The organism is Desulfoferula mesophila (assembly GCF_037076455.1).
Lineage (GTDB): Bacteria > Desulfobacterota > Desulfarculia > Desulfarculales > Desulfarculaceae > Desulfoferula > Desulfoferula mesophila.
Map to the genome: position 1 here is coordinate 3,717,836 of NZ_AP028679.1, position 26,936 is coordinate 3,744,771.

The window sequence follows — 26,936 nt, forward strand, 5'->3', positions numbered from 1 at the left end:
ACCTTATCCTCGCGACTTGAATAATGGCACCAAGCCCACCCGCCTAGCGTAGGCCCGGTACTCATCGCCGAACTGGTGACGCAAACGGACCTCCTCGTGCCAGGTGCCCAGAGCGATATAGGCGGTGAGGATCAGGGAAATGACCACGTCCGGCCAGCCGTGTAGGCCCCGGAACCACACCACCAAAAAGGCGGCCACGTGCATGGGGTGGCGCATGTGGGCATAGGCCCCGTTGGTGATCAGGCGGTGGACCTCCGGCTTGGGGTCAAAGGCGGCCTTCATGCCCACCAGGTCGAACCCGCCGTTGGAAAAATCGTAGGAGGCCCACATGAGCAGACCCAGGGCCGCGGCCCAAACCAGCGCCTGCAACCCCACCCAGAAGCCGGGCCACCACACGGGGAAAATGGCCCCCAAATAGATGGAATACTTGAGCACCGGGAAGATGCTCGCCAGGGAGAAAACCGAATAGGCCAGACGGTATTTGGGGGGGCTAAGGCGCAGGAGCCGCTCCAGCCCGGCCCGCAGGCGGCGCTCCAGGAGCAGGCTGTGCACGGCGCACCAGGCGGCCCAGGCCAGGGCCAGAATCAACATGTCATCGGCCGACGGGCTGGCGGGGGGCAAAGGGTTCCTCCAAATGGTAAAGGTACTTTTCCAAGCTAAGTCCCCCGCCCGCCGGGGTCAAGCGGTCCGGCGCATTGACTGACGGGGCATATGGCCGTAGGATGAACCTGAATCCGGGGGGGCTCCCCACAACTCGACACCAAGGTCTGAGCAATGATCGCACGTTACACCCTGCCCGAGATGGGCCGCATATGGACCGACGAGAACCGCTACGCCAAGTGGCTGGCGGTGGAACTGGCCGCCTGCCGGGCCTGGAACAAGCTGGGACGCATCCCCGACGAGGCCCTGGGCGAGATCGAGGCCAAGGCCGCCTTCGAGGTGGCGCGGGTGGAGGAGATCGAGGCCGAAACCCGCCACGACGTCATCGCCTTTTTAACCAACGTGGCCGAGTACGTGGGCCCCTCCAGCCGCTACATCCATCTGGGGCTCACCTCCAGCGATGTGTTGGACACCGCCTACGCCCTTTTGATCAAGGAATCCGGCGAGCTGCTCCTGGCCGCCATGGACCGGCTGCTGGCCGCGCTCAAGACCAGGGCCCTGGAGCACAAATACACCATCCAGATGGGCCGCTCCCACGGCATCCACGCCGAGCCGGTGACTTTCGGGCTCAAGCTGGTGGGCTTTTACGCCGAGTTCGCCCGCGACCGCCAGCGCCTGGAGCAGGCCATCAGGGCGGCGGCCCGGGGCAAGATCAGCGGGGCGGTGGGCACCTACGCCAACGTGACCCCCGAGGTGGAAAAGATGGTCATGGACGAGCTGGGGCTCGCCCCGGCGGTGGCTTCCACCCAGGTGGTGGCCCGCGACGGCCTGGCCGAATATTTCTGCACCCTGGCCATCATCGGCGGGAGCATCGAGCGCCTGGCCGTGGAGATCCGCCACTTGCAGCGCACCGAGGTGTTGGAGGCCGAGGAGGCCTTTGCCAAGGGCCAGAAGGGCTCCAGCGCCATGCCCCACAAGCGCAACCCCATCGGCAGCGAGAACCTCTCTGGCCAGGTGCGCCTGCTCAGGGGCTACGCCCTGGCCTCGCTGGAAAACATGGCCCTGTGGCACGAGCGCGACATCAGCCACTCCTCGGTGGAGCGCACCATCGGCCCGGACGCCGACATTTTGACCCACTACAGCCTGCACCGCATGGCGGGCATGATCGAGCGCCTGACCGTGTACCCCGACAACATGCTGCGCAACCTGAACCTCACCGGCGGGTTGATCCACTCCCAGCAGGTGCTGCTGGCCCTGGCCCAGAGCGGGCTGAGCCGCGAGGACGCCTACCGCCTGGTGCAAAAGCACGCCATGGCCACCTGGGCCGATGGCGGCAGCTTCCGCGAGCGGCTGGAAAACGACCCCGAGGTGATCCAGGGACTGGGCGACAAGGCCTCCGAGATACTGGACGGCTTGTTCGATCCGCAGGCCCACTTGAAGCAGGTGGACTTTATTTTTCAGCAAATCCTGGGTAGGGACTAGCCCGAACGCCTGGGAGGTAAATTTTGGCAAAGGAGAAAAGGCCCATGCTAGCGGCGCGCGCGGCGGCGGTGATTATGGCCCTGGCCCTTCTGGCCTCGGTTGGCTGCTCCACGGTCCAGGAGGCCTACAACGAATACGACCCCCGGCCCCGCCCGGCCGACGCGGCCTTTGCCAAGGTGCTGGAAAAGTATCTGGTGGAGGGCTCCATCCACCACGGAGCGGCCACCGAGATGCTGGCCCAGGTGGTGCCGGCCAACTGGGAGGTGCGGGTGGCCTGGGTGGATCGGCGGGCAGAGGCCTTCGCCTGGAGGCCGGAGCAAAAGGCCAAGGATCTGGCCGACCAAAAGGCCGAGTACCAAAAATTCAACACCGTCCTGGCCAGCGTGTTCGTGCCCGACAAGAAGTGGAACAACCTGGACGAGAACGACACCAACTGGCGGGTCTATCTGATCAACGCCAAGGGAGAGCGGGTGGAGCCGGTGGACGTGCGCCAGATCAAAAAGCGCACCGCCATCCACGGAGCCATCTATCCCTTCTGGGGCCCCTGGAGCCGGCTGTATCTACTCAAATTCCCCATCAACGACGCCCAGGGCAAGCCGTTTTTAGCGCCGGGCGAAAAAGAGGCCACCCTCCTGGTGACCGGCGCGCCGGGCCAAGAGAGCTTCAAGTTGGTGATGCGCTAGAGGCCGGGATGTCTTAGTTTTTCGGGGTGAGCATATGCGAGCCCCGAGGCAGGACGTCGATGCCGCCCTCCCGCAGGTCGGCGGCCACCAGATTGCGGCCCGCCTGTTTGGCCGCGTAAAGCGCGTTGTCCGCCCGCCCCACCGCCTCTTGGGGCGATTCGTCCGGCCCCAGGGTGGCCACCCCCACGCTGACCGTCAGCCGGACTTTTTCGCGTTGCCCGTCCCGCTCGGAATCTTCGTCCCCCGGCCAAAAATCCAGACGGGCCACTTCGGCGCGCAGGCGCTCGGCCACCACCAGGGCCTCGCTCATGGTGCTGCGCGGCAGGAGCACCGCGAACTCCTCTCCGCCGTAGCGGCAGGGCAGGTCCATTTCCCGCACGCAGCGCCGCAGGGCCTGGGCGAAACGGACCAGGGCCCGGTCGCCGGCCAGGTGGCCGAATCGGTCGTTGTAGGTTTTGAAAAAGTCGATGTCCACCATGAGGACGGAAAATGAGTGGCCATAGCGGTTGCCGGTCTGCATCTCCCGGGGCAGGGTTGCGTAAAAAAACCGCTGGTTGTAAAGGCCGGTTAGGCTGTCGGTGACCGACAGGCGCCTGAGCTCCTGCTCCAGGTGGCGCTTGTCCGAAAGGTCCACCAGGGTTTCCACCGCCCGCAGGATGTTTCCCTCCGAGTCTCGAATGGGCGCGGCCAGAAAGTATAGCTGGCGGCCATCGGGCTTCAGCTTGGGGAAGAAGCCCTCCCCTTCCAGCCCGCCGTCCACCAAGGTGGATTTTTTTACCGAAATATCCATGTATTCGTTGCGGGACTTGCCGGTCTGGCTCTCCACTTCAATCTCGTCCAGCACCAAGTCCGCCAGCACCGAGCGGGGGGTCAGGTAAAATGGCTCCCATTGGCGGTTGGTGCCCACCATGTCCGCCGCGCGGTAACCGGTGATGCCCTCCATGGCCCGGTTCCAGTGAACCACCTTGTGATCACGGTCCAAAACCATGACCGGCGTGGGCAGGCCCTGCAGGGTGTTTTCCACCATCTGCTGGCCGCGCTTGAGCTCCTGCTCCAAAAGTATGTGCTCGGTGATATCGGTGGCGATGCCCTCCAGGGCCAGGGGCTTGTCCAGCTCGTCGCGCAACAAAATGGACTTTTCCCGCAGCCAGCGCACCCTCCCCTCGGCATCGACAATCATGAACTCCAACTCGGTCACGGGAGAGCTCCGCCCATTCATGGCCTCCCTGAAGTGGGCCCTCACCATATCGCGGTGCCGGGGGTGCACCACCTTTAGCAGGGAGGGGTCGTTGCGCATGATTTGCCGCACGCTGTAGCCGGTTATGTCCTGGGCCGCCGAGCTGATGTAATCAAAGCAGTCACGATCGAGGGAATAGCGGTAGATCATGTCCGGCGCGTTGTCCACCAGGCGGCGATAGCGGGCCTCGCTTTCGTGCAGGGCCATCTGGTCGGCGCGCAGCTGGGTGACGTCGCGCATCAGGCCGAAGCGGGCCTGGCCCTTGTCGGCCCAGGTGGCGGTGATGAGCGCCTCGAAGTTGGACCCGCCCAGGCGGCGCATGGTGGCCGGGAAATCCTGCACATAGCCCTGGGTCTCCAGGGAGTTGAGGTAAAGCTGTCCCTCCTCGGGGTCGGCGAATAGAAGGCCCACGCATTCCCGGCCCAGCAACTCCTCGCGCCGCTTGGCCCCGAACATGTTGAGCAGGGCCGAGTTCACGCTGTGCAAACGCCCTTGCTCGTCCACGATAAAGGCGCCGTCCTTGGTCTGGCTGAACAGTTCTTGAAAGCGATGTTGCTCTTGACGAGCCTTCAGCACCATGTCCTTGGCCGATTTGGTCAGGCTGGCCAGGGCCACCGACAGGCGGCCCAGCTCATCGGAGCGCTCCAGGGCGGCCGGAGGCACCAATCCCTGAGCGGCCTTTTCCGCTTCCTGGGTCAGCAGGCGCAGGGGCCGGGTCAGGAACCTGCGACTCCACCACAGGGCGGTCAGGGTGACGGCGACGGCCACCAGCAGGGCGGTCAACAGGAACAGGGGCCATTGGCCAAGGTTGGCCGGGGCCTCGCGGGCAGAGGCCACCGCCAGCACCCAATCGCTGCCGGACAGGCGCTCATAGGTCAAGCTCACGGCTCTGCCGCCGCGCCCCGTCAGCTCGAGCATTCCCTGGTCGAAACCAGCAATTTGTTTGAGGACCGCCGGGGGAGGCAGCAGGTCTCTATCCCCGATGGGGACGCCGGCCAACTCGCCCCGAGAGTCGACGGCGAAGATCAGCAGAGCCTCGTCGGCGTGGTGGGCGGTAACGAGAGCTTTATTGAGCTCGGCCAGGATCTTGTCGGGGTCGGGGGGGGAGCCGCCGGATCGGTTGGCCAGAGCCACCATTTGCCCCATGTGGGAAGCCAAATGGGGCCCGGGGTAGTTTTGGGTACTGTGATGAAAGAACCATTGGTGCACCCCGGCGATCAACAAAAAGCAGGCCGCCGTAGCCAGCACCAGTACTCCCGCCAGCTTGGCTCCCACCGAATCGCGCCATGGATTTTTTGGGTGTTTGTCCGCCAAGTAAGCTCCGCACTCCCCGCCACCAAGCGCGCTCTAAATTGACACCTTAAGCCGAGCCATTTAGGATACTTTCTAAGGTCGGAAAGTTGGGAGCTCTTGCCATATTGGGATTCAAACTTATTCCGACCTGCCTCCCATTGATTACCATAATGGCACCGGCCCACGGGCGTCAAGCGCCCCCCGAAGCCGAGTAACCAAAGGCAAGGAGCCTAACATGCTAGAAACCGTAAAAAACCTGATGTTGGCTGGTCTGGGGGCCGCGGTGCTCACCAAGGAAAAAGCCATGCATTTGATGCATGAGGCCGTGGAAAAGGGCGAACTGAGCGCCGCCGAGGCGGAAAAGCTGGCCGAGGAGGTGGTGGCCGAATCCAAGCGTCAGGCCCAGGCCATGGGCGACAAGCTGAGCGAGGCGGCCCGCGAGGCGGCCATGAACCTGAACCTGGCCTCCAAGGAAGAGGTGGAGGCCCTGAGCGAACGGGTGGCCCGGTTGGAAAAGGAGCTGGCCGAACACAAGGCCGACGCGGGATCAGAGTCCTAGTCCATGCTGGACACCATTCGCAACCTGGGCCGGGTGACCGAGTTGGCCATGGTGCTGGTGCGCCATGGTTTCGCCGACTTGGTGGACCGCTTGGGCCTGCCCGGCACCCGCGGCGTGGGCGCCCGCAGCGGCGGCGAAAAGCTGGCCGGACGCTACAGCGCCTACGCCAGGCTGCGCATGGTGGCCGAGCAGATGGGCCCCACCTTCGTCAAGCTGGGCCAACTGCTCTCCCAGCGCCCGGACCTGTTGCCCAAGGAGTTCGTGCTGGAGCTTTCCAAGCTCCGGGACCAGGTTACCCCCATTCCCTTTTCCGACGTCAAGGCCCAGGTGGAGCGTTCCCTGGGCAAGCCCATCGCCGAGGTGTTCAGCAGCTTTGACGAGAAATGCCTGGCCAGCGCCTCCCTGGCCCAGGTGCACCGGGCGGTGCGCGCCGACGACGGCCGCGAGGTGGCGGTCAAGGTGCGCAAGCCGGATATCATGCGCACCATAGAGGCCGACATGGAGCTCTTGATGGTCCTGGCCAAGCTGGCCGACAAGGAGCTGGAGGCGGCGGCCAACTACGACCTGCCCGCCCTGGTGGCCGAGATGGAGCGTTCCATGCGCCAGGAGCTGGATTTCACTCTGGAAGCGCGCCACATGCGCACCGCACAGTCCCAGCTTTCGCCGGGCATAGACGTGATCATCCCCCAACCCCACCTGGACCTGACCCGGCCCGGCCTGCTGACCATGGAGCTGATCCAGGGCCAGAGCCCGCACCAGGCCCAGCTCAAGCCGGAGGAAGGCAAAAAGCTGGCCACCGACCTGGTGCGCCTGATGATGGACCAGGTTCTCCTGCACGGCTTTTTCCACGGCGATCCCCACCAGGGCAACATGCTCATCACCCGCGACGCCAAGGGCCGCCCCCGGCTGGCCATGCTGGACTGGGGCCTGGCCGGCCGCCTGAGCGACGACGACCGCTACGTGCTGTGCGATCTGTTGATGGCCACCCTGGGGCGCGACGCCAAGGCGGTGATCAAGGCCTGGGTGGAGATGCGGGTGGTGCCCCAGACCTATGAGGACCCCACCCTGGAGCGGGACGTGGCCGATCTTTTGGAGATGGTCAACTCCCAGGGCGAACCGGTGACCACCGCCACGGTGATCCTGGAGATGATGGAGATCATGCGCCAGCACAAGCTCATGGTGCCCATGCAATACGCCCTGGCCGACAAGGCCCTGCTGGAGATGGAGGGGGTGGCCCGCTCGCTGGACCCCCAGTTCCGCCCCGTGGAGGCGGCCCGGCCCTTTGTGTGGCGGCTATACCTGGAACGCTGGCGGCCGGACGCCATGGCCAAGCGTTTTTTGAGCCACCTGAGCGACGCCTTGCGCCTGGTGCAAAACCTGCCCCGCCGGCTGGAAAACCTGGTGAGCCAATTGGAACGGGGCGAATTGTCCCTCCAGCTCAAGCACGAAGGCCTGGTTCCCCTGACCAAGGCGGTGCAGGAAGGGGCCAGCCGGGTCACCGTGGGCCTCGTCGTGGCCGCGCTCATCGTGGGCAGTTCCATGATCATCACCACCGGCGTGGAGCCCAAGCTGTTCGGCCTGCCCGCCCTGGGGGTGGCGGGCTATCTGATCAGCGGGGTCATCGGACTTTGGCTGGTGTGGTCCATCATCCGATCCCGGGGAGGACGCTTCTAAACCGCGCCCCCGGCCCGCTGGATCGCCACGCCTTCGGACGCCCCCCAAAGCCCTGAAATTTGGCTCCCGTGCCACCGATCCGCTATGTCTTGACCCTCTTGGTCCTGCCTGCTATCCTTGGCGAAACCTATATCTGCCCAAGATTTTATCAATACAAAGGGTAGGCATTATGGATCTGCGCCGGTTGCAAGTTTTTGCAAAAGTATATGAAAAACGTAGCTTTTCTCGCGCCGCCGAAGAAGTTTATCTGAGCCAGCCCACGGTCAGTGGGCACATCAAGAGCCTGGAAGAGGAGCTGGGGGTGCAGCTCTTTGACCGCTTGGGCAGGGAGATACTTCCCACCAAGGCTGCCGAGTTGCTCTACGTGCACGCCCGCGACATCCTTTTGCGGGTGGAGGACGCCCAGCACTCGGTGGACGCCTTTCTGGGGCGTTTGCGCGGCGATCTGGTGGTGGGAGGCTCCACCATTCCCGGACAATACGTGCTGCCTGGTTTCATCGGGCGCTTTCGCATGCTCCACCCCGAGGTGCGCATAACCCTGCACATCGGCGACACCCGCCAGGTGGTCGATTCCGTGCTGGCCGGCACCTTGGAGGCCGGAGTGGTGGGCGCGGTGGTGGAGGAGGAGCGCCTGGCCTACAGCCCGCTCATGGAGGACGAACTGGCCTTGGCCGGCTGGCCGGGCCATCCCTTTGGCGACTCCCTGGACACGGCGGAGCTCAAGAGGGCCCCGCTGGTGTTCCGCGAGCCGGGCAGCGGCACCCGCATGTTCCTCTCCAAGGCCTTGCGCAAGGCGGGGGTGGACCCGGTTGACATGAACATCGTGGCCCAGATGGGCTCCACCATGGCCGTGCTCAACGCGGTGCGCGCCCAGGTGGGCCTGGGGTTTTTGAGCCGCCGGGCCATGGTGGAGGACTTGGAAGCGGGCAAGGTGGTGGAAGTGGGCCTGCCGGGCATTAAGCTCAAACGCCAGTTCTACCTGGTCACCCGCAAGAAGCGCACTCATTCGCCCGCTTCCCAGGCCTTCATGTCCCTGTGCATGACCGGACTGGAAGAAGGCTAGCCCGTGCCCTTGGTGGTGGAGGTGCCGGGGTGGCGCCGCCTGGAGCTGGGGCACCTGGTGCTGGACCTCAACGGCACCCTGGCCCTGGACGGGGCCTTGATTTCCGGCGTGGATGCGCTGGTGCGCTCCCTTGGCGAGCGACTGGCCTGTCATCTGGTCACCGCCGACACCTTCGGCACCGCCAAGGATCTTTTCGGGCCTTCGGTCCGGGTGGCCCGCATAACTTCCGGCCGGGAAGGCGAACAAAAACGGGATATAGTTGAAGCGCTGGGGGCGCAAGGGGTGGTGGCCCTGGGCAACGGGGCCAATGACGCCCTTATGCTGGCCGCTGCCGCCCTGGGTATCGCGGTGTTGGGCCCCGAGGGGGCCGCGCCCGCGGCCCTCACCGCCGCCGACGTGGTCTGCGCCGGCCCGCTGGAGGCCCTGGGGCTCTTGACCAACCCCGACCGCCTGCGGGCTACTCTGCGCCGCTAAACCGACGGCGGCGGCTGGCGCAGCCGTCATCCGGGAGAGATCATGGCAGACGAAATCAAACTGGCCGAAAAAGCCCGCGCCGCCGGTTGAGCGGCCAAGATAGGTCCGGGCGACCTGGCCAACATCCTCCAGGGCCTGCCCCTGGAGAGCCATCCCGATCTGTTGGTGGGCCTGGGCACCGCCGACGACGCCGGAGTGTTTCGTCTGACCGACGAGATCGCCCTGATCCAGACCCTGGATTTCTTCACCCCCATCGTCAACGACCCCTACCTGTTTGGCCGCATCGCCGCGGTCAACGCCCTGAGCGACGTCTACGCCATGGGCGGGCGGCCGCTGACCGCCATGAACATCTGCTGCTTTCCGGTCAAGGACCTGCCGGTGGAGACCTTCCGGGAGATACTGCGCGGGGGCATGGACGCGGTGCACGAGGCCGGGGCGGTGTTGGCCGGGGGCCACTCGGTGGAGGACCCGGAGCTCAAATACGGACTCAGCGTGACCGGGGTGGTGCACCCCCAAAAGATCGTGACCAACTCCGGGCTCAAGGCCGGGCAGGCCTTGGTGCTCACCAAGCCCCTGGGCACCGGGGTGATCGCCACCGCCCTCAAGGCCGGGCTGGCCTCGCCCGCCGCCCTGGAGCAGGCCGTCGCGGTGATGACCGCGCTCAACGCCCCGGCCGCCGAGGTGATGGCCGCATGCGGGGTGAGCGGGGCCACGGACATCACCGGCTTCGGGCTCATGGGCCACGCCCTGGAGCTGGCCCAGGGCTCGGGGGTGGGGGTGGAGATCGAGGCGGCCCGGGTGCCCTTCATTCCCGAGGCCTATGACATGGCCTCCATGGGCCTGGTGCCCCTGGGCAGCCACGCCAACAAGAACTTCTGCGCCTCAAAGGTAATAACCAGGGGCGAGGCCCAGGAAATCACCCTGGACCTGTTGGCCGACGCCCAGACCTCCGGGGGCATGCTCATGGGCCTGGACCCGGACCAGGTGGAGCGGGCCCTGGCCCTGCTGGCCGAGCGCGGCATCGTCGGCGCGGTGGTGGGGCGGACCGTGGCCGAGAACCCAGGCACCATCACCGTGGTTTTTTAGCTTTTGTCGGCTGAGGTTGGCCAAGCTTTCGCCGCTTGCGAGGCGCCTGTAAATGGCGGTCCAAAAGCGAGACGATTTTAGTGGCGGTTGAAAACCGTGACACATTGATTCAGTTTTCTTCAGGTGTTTTGGTGCGATGGAGGCCATGGTGGCTTCCAGGCCAGGACTCTCTGGAGGAGCGGAAGGGGTGTACACGGACATGGATCAATGGGCCCGGATCAGACTTGAGTTGCGCGATGGCCAGGCGAGCAAGCGCGAGTTAATGCGTAGAGAGGGCATCCATTGGGATACCCTGCAAAAGATTCAGAATTTTCCCGAGCCTCCCGGATACCGGCTCAGCACCCCCCGAGCCAAGCCCAAGCTTGGCCCCTACCTTGAGTTGATCGCCCGGATCATAAAAGAGGACAAAAAGGTTCCCAAGAAGCAAAGGCACACGGCCACGCGCATATATCACCGCATCAAGGAGGCGGGTTATCAGGGCAAGTACACCCAGGTAAAGGAGGCGGTGCGCGCAATCAAGCGCGTGAGCCAGGAGGTGTACATGCCCCTGGTCCATCGTCCCGGCGAGGCGCAGGTGGACTTTGGCTATGCCCTGGCCAAGGTTTCCGGGGAGCTTCGCAAGATAGCGCTTTTTATCATGGCCTTGCCGTACTCCGATGCCTTTTTCGTGGCGGCCTTCGACAAGGAGTGCAGCGAGAGCTACTGGGAAGGGCATGCCAGGGCGTTCGAGTTTTTCGGTGGGGTGCCCCACCGGATCAGTTACGACAATAGCAAGGTCCTGGTTTCCAAGATCATAGGGCCTCATGAGCGCAAGCTGACCGATGGTTTTCTCAAGCTGCAGAGCCATTACCTTTTTCGGGAGCATTTTTGTCGGGTGCGGCGTCCAAACGAGAAGGGCGTGGTGGAAGGGGTGGTCAAGTACGCCCGGCAGAATTTTTTGGTGCCAGTGCCCCAGGTGAAGGACCTGGCCGAGCTCAATGCCATGCTTTTAAGGCAGTGCCGCGACGACATGAAGCGCCGTTTGCGTGGCAAGGGCGGTAGCAAGGCCGAGGTTTTGCAGGAAGACCAGACAGCCTTTGTCCCCCTGCCTCCCTCCCGCTTCGATGCCTGCCGCAAACAGCCTACCCGGGCCAATTCATTGTCCCTGGTCCGCTTCGACGACAATGACTACTCGGTGCCGGTGGCTTGTGCCCACCATGAAATTGTGGCCAAGGGCTATGTGGATCGGGTGGTGCTCTGCCACCATGACGTGGTGGTGGCCCGCCACTCCCGATCCTGGGGCAAGGAAGGGGTGTTTTTCGACTACCGGCATTATCTGCCCTTGCTGGAGCGCAAGCCTGGCTCCCTGGACCACGCCCGCCCCCTGGCTGACCTAGATCTGTCTGAGTGCTTTGAGGTCTTGAGGCGGCGGCTGGTGGCCGGGGAAGACATGCCTGGCCAGGGCACCCGTAAATACATAAAGGTCCTACGTTTGCTGGAGGACCACTCCATGGCCAGACTGAAGCGGGCGGTGGAGCAGGCATTGTACGCGGGAGCCTATGCCCCGGAGGCCATTGTCCACCTGCTGGAGCCGCCATCATCAGGGCCCGCGGCCACCTTCCTGCTGGACGGTCGTGAGCACCTGGGCCGAGTGAGCGTGGCCGGGCCCGATATCACAGTCTATGACTCCCTCCTCGCGCAGGGAGGGGCGCTGTCATGAAGGACCAGGACAAACCCACCGTGCTCTTGGAGTACCACCTCAAAAAGCTGAAGCTGCCCACCATTCTCCGGGAATACGCGGCCATGGCCAAGGTCTGCAGCCAAGACCGCTCCGATTACATGACCTACCTGCTGCGCCTGACCGAGCGGGAGCTTCTGGACCGCGAGAAGCGGGCAGCCGAAAGGCGCATCAAGCAAGCCGCCTTTCCGGTGATCAAGACCATGGACACCTTTGATTTCAAGGCACAGCCCTCCATCAATCAGCAGTTGGTCAGGGAGCTGATGAGGGGCGAGTACATCGCCAAAAAGGAAAACGTGCTCCTGATCGGAAACTCCGGCACCGGCAAGACCCACCTGGCCAGCGCCATGGCCTTTGCGGCCTGCGCCCAGGGAAGCAAGGTGAAATTCTACAGCGCCACCGCCCTGGTCACAGAGCTCATGGAATGCCGCGAGGAAAGACGTCTGCAACGCCTGCAGAAACAGCTCCAGCGCCTACACCTGCTGGTCATCGATGAACTGGGCTATGTGCCCTTCTCCAAGATAGGCGCTCAAATGCTATTCGAGGTGGTGGGTAGGGCATATGAACAACAAAGCCTCATGATCACCACCAATCTCCCTTTCCAGCAATGGACGGAGGTCTTCGGCTCCGAAAGACTCACCGGTGCACTGCTGGACAGACTGACCCATAGGTGCCACATCATCGAGGCCAATGGAGAAAGCTACCGGCTCCGCCAAGCCAAAAGACGATCCCAGGCAAAGCCCAAAACCAACTAAGGCAAGATCATGATTGACAGCATGAACAACAGGACTATATCTCTAAAACAAGTGTCACGGTTTTAGACCGCCAACTGTCCCGCACTTACTCCGCCATTCACAGCGCCGCGAAAAAAGGCCTGGAAAGTATGAAGGCGATCTGAAGCGGGCCCATCCTCGTGCGCCGCTGCGATGGGGCCGGGAGCCTCGGTCATGCGCCGCGTCGGGGCCGCCGATCTTGTAGCGGCCCAGCCACTCTAGGCGGTGCTCCGACTTACCCCCAGGGCCTCGGCCACCTCCCGGACGCTTTTACCTTGCTTTAAACTCCTGGCCCAATCATGGCTCGCCCCGGAGAACGACCCCTTGGGCAGCTAGGCCAGGAATCCCGGCTACCAGTCCAGGCTGAACTCCCCCAGATATTTCTCCAGGGCCTGGCGCGCTTCGGGCTCCAGCTCGGGGCAATCGCTTGCCCCCACCGCCCCCTGCACGGCCAGGGTGGCGAATACCAGGCAGGTGGGGCGGCCGCAACGGCCGCAGCCCGCCTTGTTGGGCAGCAGCTTGAGCACCGCCAAAGGCTGGGGCGCGGGGGCGCAGCGGGTGGAGGGCTCGATGTTGGCGCGGTCATCCCAGGCGTGGTTGATCTCGCGTTGCAGCCAGTCCAGGATCTTGTCGGCCTGGGCCTCGTCGCTCAGCGAATTGATGGCGATGCGGTCGTGGTGCACCGTGATGAGCCGGCCGTGCACTTTGAAGGTGACCGCCGGGGGATCGGTCTGATAGGAATGGCCACCCAGGTGGGCGTTGAGATAAGGCAGGGCCTGGCCCACGTCCTGGTCCAAATGGGCCACGCAGTGCAGCGACTCGAAGCCGGGGTTGCACTCCGGGCGAAAGATGCGCTTTTGCCAGCTTTTGAGTAACACTACCGCCTCCGGCCCGGGCTTCGGCCGGGCTGGGCTATTCCCGGGCCCTGGTGCGCACCACCAGGCAGGCGCAAGGGGCCCGGCGGCTCACCCGCTCGGCGGTGGAGCCCAACAGCACCAGCCCCACCCCGCTGAGGCCCTCGGCTCCCAGCACCACCAAATCGGCCCGGGACTCCTTAAGCTCGTCCAGTATCTCTATGCTGGGCATGCCCCGCCTAAGGCGCACCTGGGCCGGGTAGCCGCCGGTCTGCTCCAGGTAACGCTCGCGCATTTCCTGGCCCAGGCGCTGTTTGAGCTCGTCCTTGCTCAGGCGGCGGGCGGAGCGGGGGCTTTCGCCGGGCACCGCCGGAGCCCCGGAGTGCACCACGTGCAGCAGGCTAAGTTGGGCCTGGTTGTCCCTGGCCAGCCCCAAGGCGGTGTCAAAGGCCTCCGTGGAGTGCTCGCTGAAGTCCAGGCAGCAGACGATGTGGCGGTACAGGCTCAATTAAGGCCTGACCATGGCCGCGAACAGGTCCTGCTGGCGGGCCAGGAAGGTGTCAAAGGCCAGCTCCCGCTTCTTGAAGTGCCAGCGCTTGAGGGCCCAGCTATGCCCGGCCATGACCATGTCATAGGCGGCCAGGTCGGTGTCCAGCACCCGGAACTCGCCGGAGGCCACGCCGTCGTCCAAAATGGCCTTGAACACCTCCACCACGTCGCGCTCCAGTTGCATGATGCGCTTGCGGCCGGTCTTGTCCAGGGTGAGCGAGTCGCGGTAGACCAGGGTCACCTTGGCCGCGTCGGTCTCCACCACCCGGTAGAACTGGGAAATCGCCTCCAGCAGGCGGTCCAAGGCCGGCGCCCCTTCCACCACGCTGGTCATCACTCCCTTGCTGAATTTGGCCTGCAGGCGCTCCATGATCAGCAGCATGATGTCCGAAGGCTTCTTGACGAACTGATAGGCCACCGGCACGCTGAGGCCCGAGGCCTCGGCGATCTCCTCCACCGTGGCCGAGCGCCCCTTCTTTTCATAGAGCCGGGCCGCCGCCTCGGCCACGCGGTCGCGCATCTGCTCCAAATCCTGATCGCCGCCCTTGGTCACAGGCTTTTCTTCCATTATCTACGCCTCCTCTAGGGACAAGGGACCTTCTGACCCCAATTATAATCCTTAACCACCGGCGCGCGGGAGGTTTTAGGCCTCGGCCAGCAGGTGTTTCAAGCGCTCCGGCCCCAAACCGCTCTCCCTGGCGATGGCCGACAGGGTGCCCTTGGCCATCTCGCGGTGCTCGGGCACCGTAAGCCGGCGGTGGGGAGCCAGGACGCGCCTTAACACCACGTGGCTGCCCTTTTGGTGGCTGGGCTCAAAGCCCGCCCGGACCAGGGCCCTGATGAGCTCCTTGCCCGAAACACTGGGCCAGCCGCTCATTGAGCGCCCTCCCCGCCCAGGCAATCGGCCAGGCTTTCGCCGTGCTTGGCCAGGCACTCCCCAAAGGCGGCCATGGCCTCGGCCAGGTTGGCCCGGGCCGCCGCCTCGCTGGCTCCCTGGCTGATGCAGCCGGGCAGGCCGGGGCAGCAGGCCACCCACATCCCGTCTTCGTCCTGTTCCAACACCAAGGGCAAGTCGTGCATCGCGCACCTCAGGGCGACAAAAAGACCTGGTCCCCGAAACTTTCCTTCAGCTCCCGCCCCAGGCTTTCGGCCTGCTCCGGGCCTTCGAACTCCACCATCAGCTCGCCCCCCTCGCCCACCACCAGACGGCCGAAGCGCTCCACCACCGGTTGCACCTCGCTGGGCTCCACGGTCCACCAGCCCCGGGTGCGCCGCAACAGCTCGGGGCCCTTGAGGCGGCGCGGGGTCACCAGGTCGATGTCGCGAAACCAGGCCTCCCAGCCGATCTGGGCCGGGGCCTTGAGCACCGGGCTCACCGGGTCGTGGTAGATGCGGCAGCGTCCGAACAGGCGATAGCGTATCATGGGGCCGCCTCCGTGAGCACCCGCGCCAGGGCCGGGTCAACGGGCAGGGCTCCGGTGGGCACCGCGCGGCCCGCCTCGGTCAAGACCCGCCCCAGGGCCAGCAGATAGAGCCGGGCGGCCTGCTCCGGCCCGCTCACCAGGCCCTGGGAGGCGGCACGGGGCCAAGCCGCCTCGAAGAGCCGCCGGGCCCGCTCCCGCCAGGGGCGCAACTCGGGCTCCCAGAGAGAGATGCCCAGGCGGGCCAGCAGGTCGGCCTGGGCCGCCTCCAGGGCCGCGAATACCCCGCGCATGGCCCGCACCCCGGGGTCGTGGCCAAAGGTGTCCGGTTGGTTCATGCCGTAGGCAACTCCCCGGCCTCCCGGTAGATTTCCCCCAAACGCCTCATCAAATCTTCCCGCCGCAAATTCTCGGCCACCCAGGCCCGCCCCGCCCGGCCCATGCGCCGGGCCTCCTCCGGCTGGGCGGCCAGGCGGTCGGCCGCCCGGGCCAGGGCCGCCGGGTCGCCGGGGGGCACCAAAAAACCGTGCTCACCGTCCAGGAGCCATTCCGGCACTCCGCCCACCGCCGTGCCCACCACGGGCACTCCGCGAGCCAGGGCCTCCAGGCCCACGATACCCCAGGGCTCCGCCCATAGGCTGGGCAGCCACAGGCTCAGCGCCCCGGCCAAAAGCTGATTCATCCTAGCACGATCGGCCCAGCCGTCAAAGGAGAGCCTACCCTGGGAAAGCATGGCCGCCCGGGCCAACTCCCCGGCCAGGGGGCCGTCGCCCGCGATGCGCAACGGCGCGCCATGCCTGAACATTTTCGTGGCCTCCAGGGCCTGGCCCACCCCCTTGCGCCCCACCAGACGCCCGGCCAGCAGGTGATGGCGCCGGGGTGCCCCGGGCAAGGCCGGGGGCAGGTCCACCGGCGGGGGCAACACCCGCACCCGCTCCGGCTCCACCCCGGCCAGGGTCAGTTCGCGGGCCATGTAGCGGCTGAGCACCAGGATGCGGCCCATGCCCCGCAGGGCGTCCAGGCGGCGGCGGGTGAGGGCCAGCATGCGCCGCCCGTAGTCGGGCTGCTCGAAGCAGGCCAGGCAGGCCCGGCCCAGGGGCGCGCTACACAGGCGGTCGTCCGGGGTCAGCTTGCCCCGGCCGGGGCAGAACATGCGGTGGTCCTGCACGGTCATCACCGTGGGCGCGGACGAAGCGGCCAGTTCCAACAGCGCCGGGTCCATGAGGTTGTGCAGATGGATGAGATCGGGCCGGAACTCGGCGATGACCGCGGCTAAACCCCGGCAAGCGGCGGCCTCGCCCCGCTTTCGCAGGCCCCGGCGGGCTAGGCCCTTTACCCGTAGCCAGGGGCCGATCAGCTCTTGCTCGGCCACCGGCAACGAGCCGTCGTCAAAGCCCACCGCCAACAAGGTCTGGTGGGCCCCCTGCTGGTGCTTGAGCAGGCTTATGAGGTGGCGCTCCGCCCCGCCCCGGGCGGAGAGGCGTTCATGTAGGTGCAGCAGCCGCATGGTCCCCGGCGGTCTCCCATGGCCGTCTAAGCATGAAATTACGAACCCTTATACCTCGTATCCCCCCCGCGGTACAAGCCTTACAAAATTGTGAAAATCCCCCTGAAGGAAATACATGTCATCTCCTCAGCAATGGCAAGCAGTTAGGTGTCTATTGATACTGGTTACTGCTGTTTTTCAAAAACTCGAATTTGGGGGTTGACTCCACCATATGTTGTGGGTCAAGATAAGTCCCGTACAAGATAGCGGGTGCGTGGCGGCTTTTTGGGAGTCGCCGAATTTCGGGAGGAACGGTTGAGGCAAGCGGGTGAAAAAACCGGAAAAGGCCGACCGGCTCTCGAAGCGGGCCCCATGGACGATATGCGCGCGAAGGACCGGGTCAGAATAGCACTGTCCCGCGCCCTCGGCAAACCCCAGTTCCGGGCGGTCCGCTAGTCATTGCTGGCCCCTGACGGCAGGAGAGAACAGATGGCCGAGCTAAAGGTAGTTGAAGGCAGCAAAAAGGATCCCATCCTCAGCTCCGAGACCACCGACATGGCCCTTTTTGTGCGCACCAGCGCCGAGGAGATGGACTCCTGGGACCGGGCGCGCATCGAGGACGCCCTGATCCGGGAAACCCAGCTTGACGACATCACCGCCAAGGAAATCGCCGCCGAGGTGGAAGAGCAGATCGCGGCGGCGGGCATCAAGATGGTCACCGCCCCCCTGATTCGTGAGTTGGTCAACACCAAGCTCATCGAGCGCGGCCTGGAAGAGGAGCGCCTGCAACACACCCGTTTGGGCGTGCCCCTGTACGACGTGGACAACATGCTGCGCCTGCCCAACAAGGAGAACGCCAACGTTCCCCACGGGCCCGAGGCCACCAACCTCACCCTGGCCGAGAGCATCAAGAAGGAATACGCCCTGATCAGCGTGTTCGGCCAGGACGTGGGCGACGCCCACATGCGCGGCGATCTGCACCTGCACGACTTGGGCTTCGTGGACCGGCCCTACTGCTCCGGCCAGAGCCTGGAATACATCAAGAAGTACGGGCTGAACCTGCCGGCCAGCCTGGCCCTGGCCAAGCCGGCCAAGCACCCCGAGGTGCTCTTGGCCCACATGGTCAAGTTCGCCGCCGCCCTGCAATCCAACTTCGCCGGGGCCATCGGCTGGGACGCGGTGAACCTGTTCTTCGCGCCCTACCTGGAAGGCCTGAGCGACAAGGCGGTCAAGCAGCTGGCCCAGATCCTCATCTTCGAGTTCAGCCAGCAGGCCGTGGCCCGCGGCGGCCAGGCCATCTTCACCGACATCAACCTGTACTGGGAAGTGCCCAAGCACTTCGAGGACGTGCCGGCCATCGGGCCCAACGGCGAATACACCGGCAAGACCTACTCCGAGTACGAAAAAGAGGCCCAGCGCTTCGTGTGGAAGCTCTTCGAGGTCTACAAGGAGGGCGACGGCGCCGGCCGCCCCTTCTTCTTCCCCAAGCCCCTGGTGCACATCACCGAGAAGTTCTTCCAGACCGAAGGCCACATGGACTTCCTGCACCACATCTGCGACGTGGCCGCCGACAAGGGCAACACCTACTTCGTCTTCGACCGGGGCGAGACCGCCAAGATATCGGAGTGCTGCCGCCTTTCCTTCAAGCTGGAAAAGAGCGACATCGACGACGCCAAGACCCCCTGGAAGATGCGCTACAGCGCCCTGCAGAACGTGACCATCAACCTGCCGCGCATCGCCTACGAGGCGGCCGGCGACGACACCAAGCTGTTCCAGATTCTGCGGCAGCGGGTCAAGCTGGCGGCCAAGGCCCACATAGAAAAGAAACGTTTTATCGAGCGCTTGCTCAGCTTCGGCAACCAGGGGCCCCTGGCCCTGCTGGCCATGCAGCTCGACGGCCAGCCCTACCTCAGGATGCACCGGGTCACCTACCTCATCGGCATGGTGGGGCTCAACGAGATGGTGGTGGAGCACCTGGGCCAGGAGCTGCACGATTCCGAGGAGGCCATGAAGTTCGGCCTCAAGGTCATCGCCCAGATGAAGTACCTGTGCGACGAATACGCCGAGCGCGAGGGCATGCGCTTCGTGCTGGAGCAAACTCCGGCCGAGTCCACCGCCTACCGCTTCGCCAAGCTGGATCTGAAGAACTTCCCGGAAAAGGCCAAGCACGCGGTCAAGGGCGATCTGTTCACCGGCGAGGTGTACTACACCAACTCCACCCTGTTCAACGTGGGCTCCCACACCAACCCCATCGAGCGGGTCAAGCTGGAAGGCCGCTTCCACCCCCTGATCGAGGCCGGGGCCATCACCCACGTGTGGCTGGGCGAGCAGCGCCCCTCCAAGGAGTCCATGGCCAACTTCGTCATCAAGATCTTCCGGGAGACCAAGAACGACCAGGTGGCCTTCAGCCCCGAGTTCTCCTGCTGCAACAACTGCCAGAAGAACCACCGGGGCCTGCTGGACACCTGCCCCAACTGCGGCAGCGACAAGATGGACCACATCACCCGCATCACCGGCTACTTCACCAGGGTATCCTCCTGGAACAAGGGCAAGCTGGGCGAGCTTCGGGACCGCTGGCGCAACCAGGGCTTCTTCAGCGCCCCGCCCCAGGACGAGGCCAAGGTCGGTTAGTTAGTTTGGGATAGGCCGGGGGGCGCTTTTGGGTCAAAAGGGCCCCCCGGACCCCGCAGTAAACTTTAAAGGAAGCTTGATGAAGGCAACTTCAAGCCACCGCCCAAACCCCTGGGGAATTTTCCCGGCCGCCGCTCAGACCACCGGTCTGAGCCAGGACGGGAAAATTTCGCGGAGTTTTTTGGGAGGGGGTTTGGGGGAGGCCTTTTTTGCAAAAAAGGGCTCCCCCGATATCGCCCACACACAAGGAGGGTCGATCCAATGACTTTGTTCACCAAACCCGGTTGCGAGAAGTGCCACTACATCACCGACAAGTTCGACCTGGGCTCCATGGGCATCGCCATTGACGTGCTGAGCCCGGCGGACCCCGCCGCCTTGGCCCATCTGGCCTGGCACGAGTTGGTGGAGGTGGCCGAGAAGGAGCTGCCTATTTTGGTGTTGGACGACTCCAGCCACATCAGCGGAGCCATCAAGATCAAGTCGTATCTGAAGACCATGGCCCATGCCTGATGGCGTCTCCGCGGCCCGCGCCCCGGTTCCGCCGGTAATCAAGGGCTTCATCGAGACCAGTTTTCTGGACTGGCGGGGCCTGATTTCGGCGGTGCTGTTTTTGCCGGGCTGCAATTTCGCCTGCCCTTATTGCCACAACTTCACCCTGGTTTCCGACCCGGACAGCCTGATGAGCCTGCCGCTGGATAGTGTGCTGGACCGGCTCCGGCCGTTCGTGGGCTGGATCGACGGGGTGGTGGTTTCGGGCGGCGAGCCCACGCTGCATCCGGGCCTGGAAGAGCTTTTGGGCCTGATCCACCAGGAGGGCTTCCAGGTGAAGCTGGACACCAACGGCTATCGGCCGGAGGTGGTCAAGCGGGTGGTGGAGGCCGGTCTGGTGGACATGGTGGCCATGGACGTCAAGGCCCCGCTGGAGCCCCTGGCCTACCGCCGCAGTTGCGGCAAGGCCATCGAGGTGGACCAGGTGACCCAGAGCCTGGCCTATCTCAAGAGCTGCGGGGTGGCCCATGAGTTCCGCTCCACCATCTGTCCGGCCTGGCACGGCCCGGCCGAGTTGGAGCGCATGGCCGAGGCGGTGGAGGGCTGCGCGGCCTGGACCCTGCAGGCCATGAACCCGGCCACGGCCTGGAACACCGAGGCGGTGGAAGGGGTGACGATGTTCACTCCCGAGGAGTTGGACGAGTTGCAGCGCACCGTGGCCGATCCGGTTTGCCGTAACTGACGCTCCTAGGGGGACGAGACAATTTTGCCTGCGCCTGCCAAACGGCGGGCGCTTTTTTTTACGAGAGGGGATCTCAGATGAAATTTGCTTGGCCTATGAGGAAAAACAGCATGTATTTACAACCAATTGCCAGGCGTTGCGCCGGATGGACCGGGGCGCTGCTGCTGGCGGCGCTCTTGGCCCTGGGGGTTGGCCCGGCCGGGGCGGAGCAGGCGGGCGGTCAACTGGACCAGCAAAAAAAGACCTACGACGCCCACCGGCCCTATGTCACCTATCATTTCAAGGACGCGGAGATGGACTTCGGCCTGGAATGGGTGCTGGGCAGCACCTCCATGGGCGGCTGCGAGATCGGCGAGGCCTTTTACGCGGCGGGGGGGATCAAGGACGGCGACCCGGCCAGTTGGCAGGAGCAGTGGGAGGCCCTGGCCGGGCGGGTGGAGGCCAAGGGGCGGGAGTTCCTGGCCGCCGGGCACCGGATCAGCGCCCGGGAGGCCCTGATCCGGGCCACCAACTATTACCGCACCGCCCTGGTGTCCATGATGCCCGACAACCCCAAGTTCAAACAGTTGGGACAACGCCTGCGGGCCGATTTCAAGCAGGCGGCCGAGCTGTTCGACCCGCCCATGGTCTACTTCGAGGTGACCTGCGACGGCGCCAAGCTGCCCGGCTATTACCGGCCGGTGGCAAAGGACGGCAAAAAGCGCCCCACCCTGATCATGATCGGCGGGGGGGAGACCTTTGCCGAGGAGCTCTACACCTACATCGCCCCGGCGGCGATCAAGCGGGGCTACAACTTCCTGACCGTGGATTTGCCGGGCCAGGGCATGCTGCCCCTGGAGGGCAAGTTCTTCAGGCGCGACGCCGAAGTGCCGCTGGTCAAGGTGCTGGACTACGCCCTGAGCCGCCCGGAGGTGGACCCGGCGCGGGTGGCCATGTACGGCATCAGCGGGGGCGGCTATTTCGTGCCCCGGGCCGCCTCGGTGGACCGGAGGATCAAGGCGGCGGTGTTGAACTCGGCGGTGGGCGACCAGTACACGCTGTTCAAGGACATGCCCAACTCCAAGGCCACGCCCCAGGAGATCGCGGAGTGGAGCCCCTTCAAGCGGGCCACCGCCGGGGTGGTGTCCTGGCGCTGGGGCCTGGGCGCCACGGACATCCACGGCTTGGCCGAGGCCAACCGGGGCTGGACCGTGGACCCGGCCAAGGTCGAGTGCCCGGTGCTGATCTTGATCGGCGCGGGGGAGTACGCCAACCAGACGGTGAAAAAGCAGCAGCAGGAGTTCCTGGCCAAGCTGCCCAACCCCAACAAAAAGCTGGTGGTGACTCCGGAAGACCTGGGGGCCTCGTCGCACTGCATCGGCGAGAACCGCAGCCTGATGAGCGAGATCGTGTTCAACTGGCTGGACGATACGTTCAAGGAGTAGAAGAGCTCGCGAGGCATTGAGTCGGAGGGCTGTTGGTTGCTCGCCGGGGAGCGGCGGCCGGGTTACGGCGGCCAAGCACTGGATGCCGGTGTCTTTTCGCTACTCGCCGCCGGTCAACCGGAGCCAACTAGCGGAACGCGAACATCACGGGGTTGCGGCCGGTATTGACCGGCCTCTTCCCCTTTTTCATAACCCTTTTCCCAGCGCCTCCAAAATGCCCCCCGCGTCCGGCAGCACCACCTGCGCCCCGGCTTGTCTGAGCCCCGCCTCGTCCACCCGGCCGCTGGTGACCCCCACGGCCAGGCACCCGGCGGCCACGGCGGCCTGCATGTCGGTGGGGTGGTCGCCCACCATGGCCGCCCGGCCGGGCTCCAGGCCCATGACCGCGCAGGCGTCCCAGAGCTGCTGGGGATGGGGCTTGGGCTTGGGGGCCCGCTCGCGGGGCAGGAAGGCGTCCAGGCGGTCGGCCTCGGGCAACAGCAGGCGGATGGCCGCGGCGCAGTTGCGGCTGACCACCCCCAGGGACAGGCCCCGCTCCTTGGCCTGGGCCAAGAGAGGCCGGGTGAAGGGGAACAGGTGGGCCCGTCCGGCGGCCTCCAGCTCCACCGCCTGGATGACCTGGGCCGCCCGGCCCGGGAAGCCGTCGCCAAGGCGAGCGCTCACCACCTCCAGCGCCTCCAGCAGATAGCCCGAGGGCCAGGGGCCGGAGAAGCCCTCGGCGCGGGCCAACTCCTCCACCCGCCGGGCCATGAGCCCGAAGTCCAGGTTCAGCTCGGCCAGGGTGCCGTCGAAATCAAAGATGAGGCCATTGATGTTCATAGCTAGTTAGTTTATCCGAGGGAGCACTTTTTTGAAAATGCGCTTTGCCCGGCACAGCCAGGCGCCGGCAAGCGATGCCGGCAACGCCGTATGGCGGGGTCTGGCGCAGCCGGACTAAACCTTGGGTTTCTTGCCCGGCCCCTTGAACCCCACCAGGCGATAGGTCCCCTCCAGGGCCAGGGCCCCGCCCAACAGGCCCACCAGCACCCAGGCCCGGTTGGGGTCGTCGCTCACGCTCTGCCAGATCATGGCCCCCAGGGCGGCCAGGCAGCCGATCAGACCCAGGGCGGCCATACCCCGGTGGGCCCGGGTCTCGTGGGCCAGGCGCAGGTTGGCCGCGTTGACCAGGGCGAAGACGATGAGGAAGCCCGCGCTGCCCAGGGTGGAGATGGAGCTCAGGTCCGCCGCGTTGGCCAGGATCAGGGCCAGGCCGGAGGTGATGAACAGGCCCTCCAGGGGCTGGCCGTAGATCTCGCGCTCCAGCTCGGCGGGCAGCTCGCCTTCCTTGGCGATGGTGTAGCTCAAGCGGGCCGACCCGTAGAGGGTGGCGTTGATGGCGCTGAAGGTGCTCAAAAGGGCGGCGATGGCGATCATGGTGAAGCCGCCTTGGCCCAGGAAGGGCCGGGCCGCCTCGGCCAGGGCGTAGTCGCGGGCGGCGATGAGCTTGGCCAGGGGCAGGCCGCCCACCGCCACCACGGCGATGGCTATGTAGAGCAGGATCACGAAAACCACCGCCGCGTAAAAGGCGCGGGGCAGGTTGCGGCCCGGGTCTTTTATGTCCTCGCCGGTGTTGGCGATCAGCTCGAAGCCCTCGTAGGCCACGAAGATGATCATGCCTCCGGCCACCAGGGGGATGGCCGGCACCCAGGTGGCCGGGGCCAGGCGGGCCGGGTCCACCCCCTGCCAGCCCACGGCCAGGAAAAACAGCAGGATGGACAGCTTGAGCCCCACCACGTAGACCTCGGTGCGCCCGATTATCTTGGCGCTGGCCACGTTGAGGGCGGTGGGGCCCAGGATGGCCAGGGAGATGAGCAGATGCTTGTACAAGCCCTGGTGGGCGGCGGGGAAAAAGGTGGCCCCATAGGAGCCGAAGGCGTAGGCGTACAGGGCGAGCATCACCACATAGCTAAGCCATAAAAGCACATTCGCCGATCCGGGCAGGTAGGAGGCGCCAAAGGCCTGATCCAAAAAGGCCACCGTGCCCCCCCGGCTGGGAAAGCGCACCGATAGCTTGACGTAGGAGTAGGAGGTGACCAAGGCCACCAGCCCGGCGATGGCAAAGGCCACCGGGGTGCCGCCTCGGGCCAGCTGCACCGACAGGCCCAGCACCGCGAAGATGCCGCCGCCCACCATGCCGCCCACCCCGATGGCCGCCGCCGACCAAAACCCGATTTTTTTGCCCTGTGAGGCCATGCACGACGCTCCCGCGAATAACCTACGGTTAATAGTACTTTAGCTCCTATAGGCCTTCTAGACAAGTTACCCTTGCCGAGAGACGGCAAGGGCGCTACCATGCATCGCTATGGTCAGGGAAGCGTTGCGCCCAGTCAAGCGATCCCTGAGCGCTCAAAGGCCGGCTCCATGTCCCTTGGCAGAGTGTTGGGGCCCAAGCCGGCGGGAGGTTACATTCCCTTGTGCCCTTGCTGCACGGACGGGGGATATGTTAATTTGTTGAAAACAATGACCGAGCCGCGCTTGGGTCGTCCAAGTTGCAAAGCGGCCCGGCCTTCCCAACTCTATTTCGGGGCCATGGGCCCGGGGAGGCAAACATGCGCAAGCTTTGGTTGGCAACTCTCAGCATCCTGATCCTGGGCCTGATAACCGCGGTGGCCACCACCGGGAGCATCGCCCAAAACACCACCGCCGCCCCGGCCGCGGCCCCCGCCGCCACCGCCGCGGCGCCTGCCGCCCCGGCAACACCCGCATTGGTCACCAAAGACATGCCGGCCAAGCTGCAAAAGGCCATCAAGCAAAGCCTGGCCGACGCCAAATACGCGGACAAGACCAAAAAAGCGGTGGCCCAGGGCGTGGCCAAACGCGGCCAAGAGCCAGGCTTCCTGGGGATTCCCGGCGCTCCGGCGGCCCACTACGTATGGGGCCTGTTGTGGGCCATCTGGGTGGGCTGGATCTTCTCCACCGTGGGCGCCTTTGGCGGCATCATGGCCGGCGTGGGCCACATCACCATCTTCGGCCTGGGCGACTACGCCAGCAGCTACAGCAAGGGCAACCCGGTCAACAAGCTCATCACCGACTCCATCCGGGTGTCCAACCAGTGGCTGGTGGGGCTCTCGGCCCTCATCTCCAGCTTCAACTACTACAAAATGGGCCGCCTGGTGTTGCCCCTGGGCGCCTGCCTGGCGGTGGGTGGAGTGGCCGGCTCCTGGCTCATCCCCGAGCTGACCGCCGGCAAGGTCTCCCTGAAGGCCTACATCGGCTACTTCGGACTGCTGGTGTTCGTGCTGGCCTGCTTCCTCATCTACGAGATGACCCCCAAGGGCCAGGCCTCCAAAAAGGCGGCCAAGGCGGCGGCCGCGGCCTTTGAAAAGGGTGCCAAGGAAGGCGACAGCAGCGAAAAGGGCGTGAAGATTGTCGAGGGCAAGCAGGGCATCATGTGGCTGGCCCTGGCCTGCGTGGTCATCAGCGCCCTGTGGTTCAACCTGGTGGGCTCGGTCATGGTGGTGGCCTACGTGCTGGCCCTGGCCGGCATGGTGCTCACCTTCTTCATGGGCACCATCCGCTTCACCTTCTTCGGGGTGGAGTTCAAGTTCAAGGCCTTCATCCCCATGCTGGGCGGCCTGATCATCGCGGCCATCGCCTCGTTCCTGGGCGTGGGCGGCGGCTTCCTGTTCGTGCCCTTCCTCACCTCGGTGGCCGGCCTGCCCATGTTCCTGGTGGCGGGCACCAGCGCCCTGGCCGTGTTGGTGGGCATGATCGTGAGCATCTTCTCCTACATGGTGGGCAAGGGCGTCGTGGTCTCCTGGGGCCTCATCGGCGCCGAGCTGGTGGGCATCTTCATCGGCTCCATGATCGGCCCGCGCACCTCCAAGTACATCCCGGAAAAGGGCCTGAAGTGGATCTTCATCATCCTGGCCTTCTACGTGGGCCTGCGCTACACCACCAAGGGCTTCCTGGGCTACAGCATCGTGCCCCCCTTCTAGAACCAAGATCGCGCAACCAAACGGGGCGGCCCTCGCGGCCGCCCCTTTTTTTTGGGTATACTCTTGGCGTTGAACTTTGGCGCCGCGAGGTGGCATGGATCCGGTTTACTGGTTGCTGGAAAAACTCGACCCTTTTTTGATCGCCCCCTACCGCTGGCTGGGCGATCCCGTGGCCGGCTGGTGGCTGGGCACCGTGGTGCTGTGCCTTTGGTGCACCATCATCGGCGAGGCCACCTACGCCCTGGTCAAGCGCTGGAACCGCTCCCACATGCAGCGGCAACTGGACCAGATGAGCGAGGGCCAGGCCAAATCTTGGGAAGCCCTGCAAGCGGGCGACAAGCTGGCCTACAAGGGTTTCAACGACCAGGCCAACGAATCCTTCGGCAAGAGCTTTTTCATGGGGGCGGCCATGGGCAGTTCCTCGCTGTGGCCCGCCTTCGCGGCCATGGCCTGGCTGCAATGGCGCTTCGGCGAGGTGGAGATCCCCTTGCCCGGCACTCCCTGGAACATAAGCTACGCCTCCGCCTTCATACCCATGTACATCGTTATGCGGGTGCTGTGGGCCCTGGGCCGCAAATGGCTGCGCCCCCCTTCGCCGAGCAAGTGACACATTAGCTAGGCCCTCGAAAAACATTACAAATCGCTTGACAAACTTGCCGCGCTCTTGCTACCTTTGCCTACAAGGTCAAACAGCGGCTCAGGATTTCGGCTTCGGCTAGGAT

Annotated in this window: 28 protein-coding genes; 15 read left to right on the top strand and 13 right to left on the bottom strand. The window is 64.9% G+C overall.

What is annotated here, in order from left to right; genetic code table 11:
• Nucleotides 1-3: 3 nt before the first annotated feature.
• Entirely contained in the window at nt 4-621 is a 618-nt protein-coding gene (locus AACH32_RS17050) for a methyltransferase family protein (protein WP_338602143.1), read from the bottom strand.
• 153 nt (nt 622-774) lie between these two features.
• On the opposite strand from AACH32_RS17050, the gene purB reads away from it, so the two are divergent.
• Both purB and AACH32_RS17060 read left to right on the top strand, forming a co-directional pair.
• Nucleotides 775-2,082, top strand: a complete 1,308-nt coding sequence (purB, locus tag AACH32_RS17055; protein WP_338602145.1) for an adenylosuccinate lyase — start codon at nt 775-777, stop codon at nt 2,080-2,082.
• Nucleotides 2,083-2,126: 44 nt separating this feature from the next.
• The gene (locus AACH32_RS17060; protein ID WP_338602147.1) at nt 2,127-2,765 is read left to right on the top strand and encodes a hypothetical protein; all 639 of its coding nucleotides are present in this window, start codon (nt 2,127-2,129) and stop codon (nt 2,763-2,765) included.
• Nucleotides 2,766-2,778: 13 nt separating this feature from the next.
• On the opposite strand, the gene AACH32_RS17065 is transcribed toward AACH32_RS17060, so the two are convergent.
• On the bottom strand, nt 2,779-5,277 hold the full coding sequence (locus tag AACH32_RS17065; RefSeq protein ID WP_338602149.1) for a diguanylate cyclase: 2,499 nt from the start codon (nt 5,275-5,277) through the stop codon (nt 2,779-2,781).
• Between the two features lie 253 nt (nt 5,278-5,530).
• On the opposite strand from AACH32_RS17065, the gene AACH32_RS17070 reads away from it, so the two are divergent.
• The 7 genes from AACH32_RS17070 (at nt 5,531) to istB (ending at nt 12,623) form a co-directional block, all read left to right on the top strand.
• Complete coding sequence (locus AACH32_RS17070; protein WP_338602152.1) at nt 5,531-5,854, top strand: phasin family protein; 324 nt, start codon at nt 5,531-5,533, stop codon at nt 5,852-5,854.
• 3 nt (nt 5,855-5,857) lie between these two features.
• Complete coding sequence (locus AACH32_RS17075) at nt 5,858-7,528, top strand: ABC1 kinase family protein (RefSeq protein ID WP_338602154.1); 1,671 nt, start codon at nt 5,858-5,860, stop codon at nt 7,526-7,528.
• A gap of 169 nt (nt 7,529-7,697) precedes the next feature.
• Entirely contained in the window at nt 7,698-8,591 is an 894-nt protein-coding gene (locus AACH32_RS17080; RefSeq protein ID WP_338602156.1) for a selenium metabolism-associated LysR family transcriptional regulator, read from the top strand.
• 3 nt (nt 8,592-8,594) lie between these two features.
• The gene (locus AACH32_RS17085; protein WP_338602159.1) at nt 8,595-9,065 is read left to right on the top strand and encodes a hypothetical protein; all 471 of its coding nucleotides are present in this window, start codon (nt 8,595-8,597) and stop codon (nt 9,063-9,065) included.
• A 42-nt stretch (nt 9,066-9,107) separates the two neighbouring features.
• Nucleotides 9,108-10,151 carry a selenide, water dikinase SelD gene (gene selD / locus AACH32_RS17090; RefSeq protein ID WP_338602161.1) on the top strand — a complete coding sequence of 348 codons (1,044 nt, stop codon included), beginning with the start codon at nt 9,108-9,110 and terminating at the stop codon, nt 10,149-10,151.
• A 199-nt stretch (nt 10,152-10,350) separates the two neighbouring features.
• The gene (gene istA, locus AACH32_RS17095; protein ID WP_338599205.1) at nt 10,351-11,850 is read left to right on the top strand and encodes an IS21 family transposase; all 1,500 of its coding nucleotides are present in this window, start codon (nt 10,351-10,353) and stop codon (nt 11,848-11,850) included.
• Nucleotides 11,847-12,623 (top strand): IS21-like element helper ATPase IstB, encoded by a 777-nt coding sequence (gene istB, locus AACH32_RS17100; RefSeq protein WP_338598784.1) that lies wholly within the window; start codon nt 11,847-11,849, stop codon nt 12,621-12,623. The genes istA and istB overlap by 4 nt, the downstream gene beginning before the upstream one ends.
• A gap of 236 nt (nt 12,624-12,859) precedes the next feature.
• On the opposite strand, the gene AACH32_RS20925 is transcribed toward istB, so the two are convergent.
• From AACH32_RS20925 to AACH32_RS17140, 9 genes are all read right to left on the bottom strand, one after another.
• Nucleotides 12,860-12,973, bottom strand: coding sequence for a helix-turn-helix domain-containing protein (locus tag AACH32_RS20925; protein ID WP_350341596.1), 114 nt, complete (start codon nt 12,971-12,973; stop codon nt 12,860-12,862).
• Between the two features lie 18 nt (nt 12,974-12,991).
• Nucleotides 12,992-13,519, bottom strand: coding sequence for a (Fe-S)-binding protein (locus tag AACH32_RS17105; protein ID WP_338602163.1), 528 nt, complete (start codon nt 13,517-13,519; stop codon nt 12,992-12,994).
• 34 nt (nt 13,520-13,553) lie between these two features.
• On the bottom strand, nt 13,554-14,003 hold the full coding sequence (locus tag AACH32_RS17110; RefSeq protein ID WP_338602165.1) for a universal stress protein: 450 nt from the start codon (nt 14,001-14,003) through the stop codon (nt 13,554-13,556).
• Nucleotides 14,004-14,612, bottom strand: a complete 609-nt coding sequence (locus AACH32_RS17115; protein WP_338602167.1) for a sigma-70 domain-containing protein — start codon at nt 14,610-14,612, stop codon at nt 14,004-14,006.
• Nucleotides 14,613-14,687: 75 nt separating this feature from the next.
• Nucleotides 14,688-14,921, bottom strand: coding sequence for a type II toxin-antitoxin system HicA family toxin (locus AACH32_RS17120; protein ID WP_338602169.1), 234 nt, complete (start codon nt 14,919-14,921; stop codon nt 14,688-14,690).
• Nucleotides 14,918-15,124: a type II toxin-antitoxin system HicB family antitoxin gene (locus tag AACH32_RS17125; protein ID WP_338602171.1), complete on the bottom strand. Its 207-nt coding sequence runs from the start codon at nt 15,122-15,124 to the stop codon at nt 14,918-14,920. The genes AACH32_RS17120 and AACH32_RS17125 overlap by 4 nt, the downstream gene beginning before the upstream one ends.
• Before the next feature lie 8 nt (nt 15,125-15,132).
• Nucleotides 15,133-15,468: a hypothetical protein gene (locus AACH32_RS17130; RefSeq protein WP_338602174.1), complete on the bottom strand. Its 336-nt coding sequence runs from the start codon at nt 15,466-15,468 to the stop codon at nt 15,133-15,135.
• The gene (locus tag AACH32_RS17135) at nt 15,465-15,803 is read right to left on the bottom strand and encodes a hypothetical protein (RefSeq protein WP_338602176.1); all 339 of its coding nucleotides are present in this window, start codon (nt 15,801-15,803) and stop codon (nt 15,465-15,467) included. Before AACH32_RS17135 ends, AACH32_RS17130 begins: the two co-directional genes overlap by 4 nt.
• Entirely contained in the window at nt 15,800-16,972 is a 1,173-nt protein-coding gene (locus tag AACH32_RS17140) for a glycosyltransferase family 4 protein (RefSeq protein ID WP_338602179.1), read from the bottom strand. Before AACH32_RS17140 ends, AACH32_RS17135 begins: the two co-directional genes overlap by 4 nt.
• 468 nt (nt 16,973-17,440) lie before the next feature.
• Here AACH32_RS17140 and nrdD point away from each other — a divergent pair, with 468 nt between their 5' ends.
• The 4 genes from nrdD to AACH32_RS17160 all read left to right on the top strand — a co-directional run bounded on the left by nrdD (nt 17,441) and on the right by AACH32_RS17160 (nt 22,237).
• On the top strand, nt 17,441-19,582 hold the full coding sequence (nrdD, locus tag AACH32_RS17145; RefSeq protein WP_338602181.1) for an anaerobic ribonucleoside-triphosphate reductase: 2,142 nt from the start codon (nt 17,441-17,443) through the stop codon (nt 19,580-19,582).
• A 261-nt stretch (nt 19,583-19,843) separates the two neighbouring features.
• A complete protein-coding gene (locus tag AACH32_RS17150; RefSeq protein WP_338602184.1) occupies nt 19,844-20,092 on the top strand; it encodes a hypothetical protein in 249 nt (82 codons plus the stop codon).
• A complete protein-coding gene (locus AACH32_RS17155; RefSeq protein WP_338602186.1) occupies nt 20,085-20,813 on the top strand; it encodes an anaerobic ribonucleoside-triphosphate reductase activating protein in 729 nt (242 codons plus the stop codon). The genes AACH32_RS17150 and AACH32_RS17155 overlap by 8 nt, the downstream gene beginning before the upstream one ends.
• 110 nt (nt 20,814-20,923) lie before the next feature.
• Entirely contained in the window at nt 20,924-22,237 is a 1,314-nt protein-coding gene (locus AACH32_RS17160; protein WP_338602189.1) for an alpha/beta hydrolase family protein, read from the top strand.
• 186 nt (nt 22,238-22,423) lie between these two features.
• Here AACH32_RS17160 and AACH32_RS17165 read toward each other — a convergent pair whose 3' ends face one another.
• Nucleotides 22,424-23,056 (bottom strand): HAD family hydrolase, encoded by a 633-nt coding sequence (locus AACH32_RS17165; RefSeq protein ID WP_338602192.1) that lies wholly within the window; start codon nt 23,054-23,056, stop codon nt 22,424-22,426.
• Nucleotides 23,057-23,170: 114 nt separating this feature from the next.
• The gene (locus AACH32_RS17170; RefSeq protein WP_338602194.1) at nt 23,171-24,469 is read right to left on the bottom strand and encodes an APC family permease; all 1,299 of its coding nucleotides are present in this window, start codon (nt 24,467-24,469) and stop codon (nt 23,171-23,173) included.
• 527 nt (nt 24,470-24,996) lie between these two features.
• On the opposite strand from AACH32_RS17170, the gene AACH32_RS17175 reads away from it, so the two are divergent.
• Together AACH32_RS17175 and AACH32_RS17180 are read left to right on the top strand one after the other, a co-directional pair.
• Nucleotides 24,997-26,214, top strand: coding sequence for a sulfite exporter TauE/SafE family protein (locus tag AACH32_RS17175; RefSeq protein ID WP_434062360.1), 1,218 nt, complete (start codon nt 24,997-24,999; stop codon nt 26,212-26,214).
• Between the two features lie 94 nt (nt 26,215-26,308).
• Entirely contained in the window at nt 26,309-26,821 is a 513-nt protein-coding gene (locus AACH32_RS17180; protein ID WP_338602199.1) for a hypothetical protein, read from the top strand.
• Nucleotides 26,822-26,936 lie beyond the last annotated feature (115 nt).

Excerpts from the sequence above, each read along its gene's own strand:
- purB (WP_338602145.1), top strand. The coding sequence starts at position 775 with ATGATCGCACGTTACACCCTGCCCGAGATGGGCCGCATATGGACCGAC.
- AACH32_RS17060 (WP_338602147.1), top strand. The coding sequence starts at position 2,127 with ATGCTAGCGGCGCGCGCGGCGGCGGTGATTATGGCCCTGGCCCTTCTG.
- AACH32_RS17070 (WP_338602152.1), top strand. The coding sequence starts at position 5,531 with ATGCTAGAAACCGTAAAAAACCTGATGTTGGCTGGTCTGGGGGCCGCG.
- AACH32_RS17075 (WP_338602154.1), top strand. The coding sequence starts at position 5,858 with ATGCTGGACACCATTCGCAACCTGGGCCGGGTGACCGAGTTGGCCATG.
- AACH32_RS17080 (WP_338602156.1), top strand. The coding sequence starts at position 7,698 with ATGGATCTGCGCCGGTTGCAAGTTTTTGCAAAAGTATATGAAAAACGT.
- istA (WP_338599205.1), top strand. The coding sequence starts at position 10,351 with ATGGATCAATGGGCCCGGATCAGACTTGAGTTGCGCGATGGCCAGGCG.
- istB (WP_338598784.1), top strand. The coding sequence starts at position 11,847 with ATGAAGGACCAGGACAAACCCACCGTGCTCTTGGAGTACCACCTCAAA.
- AACH32_RS17115 (WP_338602167.1), bottom strand. The coding sequence starts at position 14,612 with ATGGAAGAAAAGCCTGTGACCAAGGGCGGCGATCAGGATTTGGAGCAG.
- AACH32_RS17120 (WP_338602169.1), bottom strand. The coding sequence starts at position 14,921 with ATGAGCGGCTGGCCCAGTGTTTCGGGCAAGGAGCTCATCAGGGCCCTG.
- AACH32_RS17125 (WP_338602171.1), bottom strand. The coding sequence starts at position 15,124 with ATGCACGACTTGCCCTTGGTGTTGGAACAGGACGAAGACGGGATGTGG.
- AACH32_RS17130 (WP_338602174.1), bottom strand. The coding sequence starts at position 15,468 with ATGATACGCTATCGCCTGTTCGGACGCTGCCGCATCTACCACGACCCG.
- AACH32_RS17135 (WP_338602176.1), bottom strand. The coding sequence starts at position 15,803 with ATGAACCAACCGGACACCTTTGGCCACGACCCCGGGGTGCGGGCCATG.
- AACH32_RS17140 (WP_338602179.1), bottom strand. The coding sequence starts at position 16,972 with ATGCGGCTGCTGCACCTACATGAACGCCTCTCCGCCCGGGGCGGGGCG.
- nrdD (WP_338602181.1), top strand. The coding sequence starts at position 17,441 with ATGGCCGAGCTAAAGGTAGTTGAAGGCAGCAAAAAGGATCCCATCCTC.
- AACH32_RS17150 (WP_338602184.1), top strand. The coding sequence starts at position 19,844 with ATGACTTTGTTCACCAAACCCGGTTGCGAGAAGTGCCACTACATCACC.
- AACH32_RS17155 (WP_338602186.1), top strand. The coding sequence starts at position 20,085 with ATGCCTGATGGCGTCTCCGCGGCCCGCGCCCCGGTTCCGCCGGTAATC.
- AACH32_RS17160 (WP_338602189.1), top strand. The coding sequence starts at position 20,924 with ATGTATTTACAACCAATTGCCAGGCGTTGCGCCGGATGGACCGGGGCG.
- AACH32_RS17165 (WP_338602192.1), bottom strand. The coding sequence starts at position 23,056 with ATGAACATCAATGGCCTCATCTTTGATTTCGACGGCACCCTGGCCGAG.
- AACH32_RS17170 (WP_338602194.1), bottom strand. The coding sequence starts at position 24,469 with ATGGCCTCACAGGGCAAAAAAATCGGGTTTTGGTCGGCGGCGGCCATC.
- AACH32_RS17175 (WP_434062360.1), top strand. The coding sequence starts at position 24,997 with ATGCCGGCCAAGCTGCAAAAGGCCATCAAGCAAAGCCTGGCCGACGCC.
- AACH32_RS17180 (WP_338602199.1), top strand. The coding sequence starts at position 26,309 with ATGGATCCGGTTTACTGGTTGCTGGAAAAACTCGACCCTTTTTTGATC.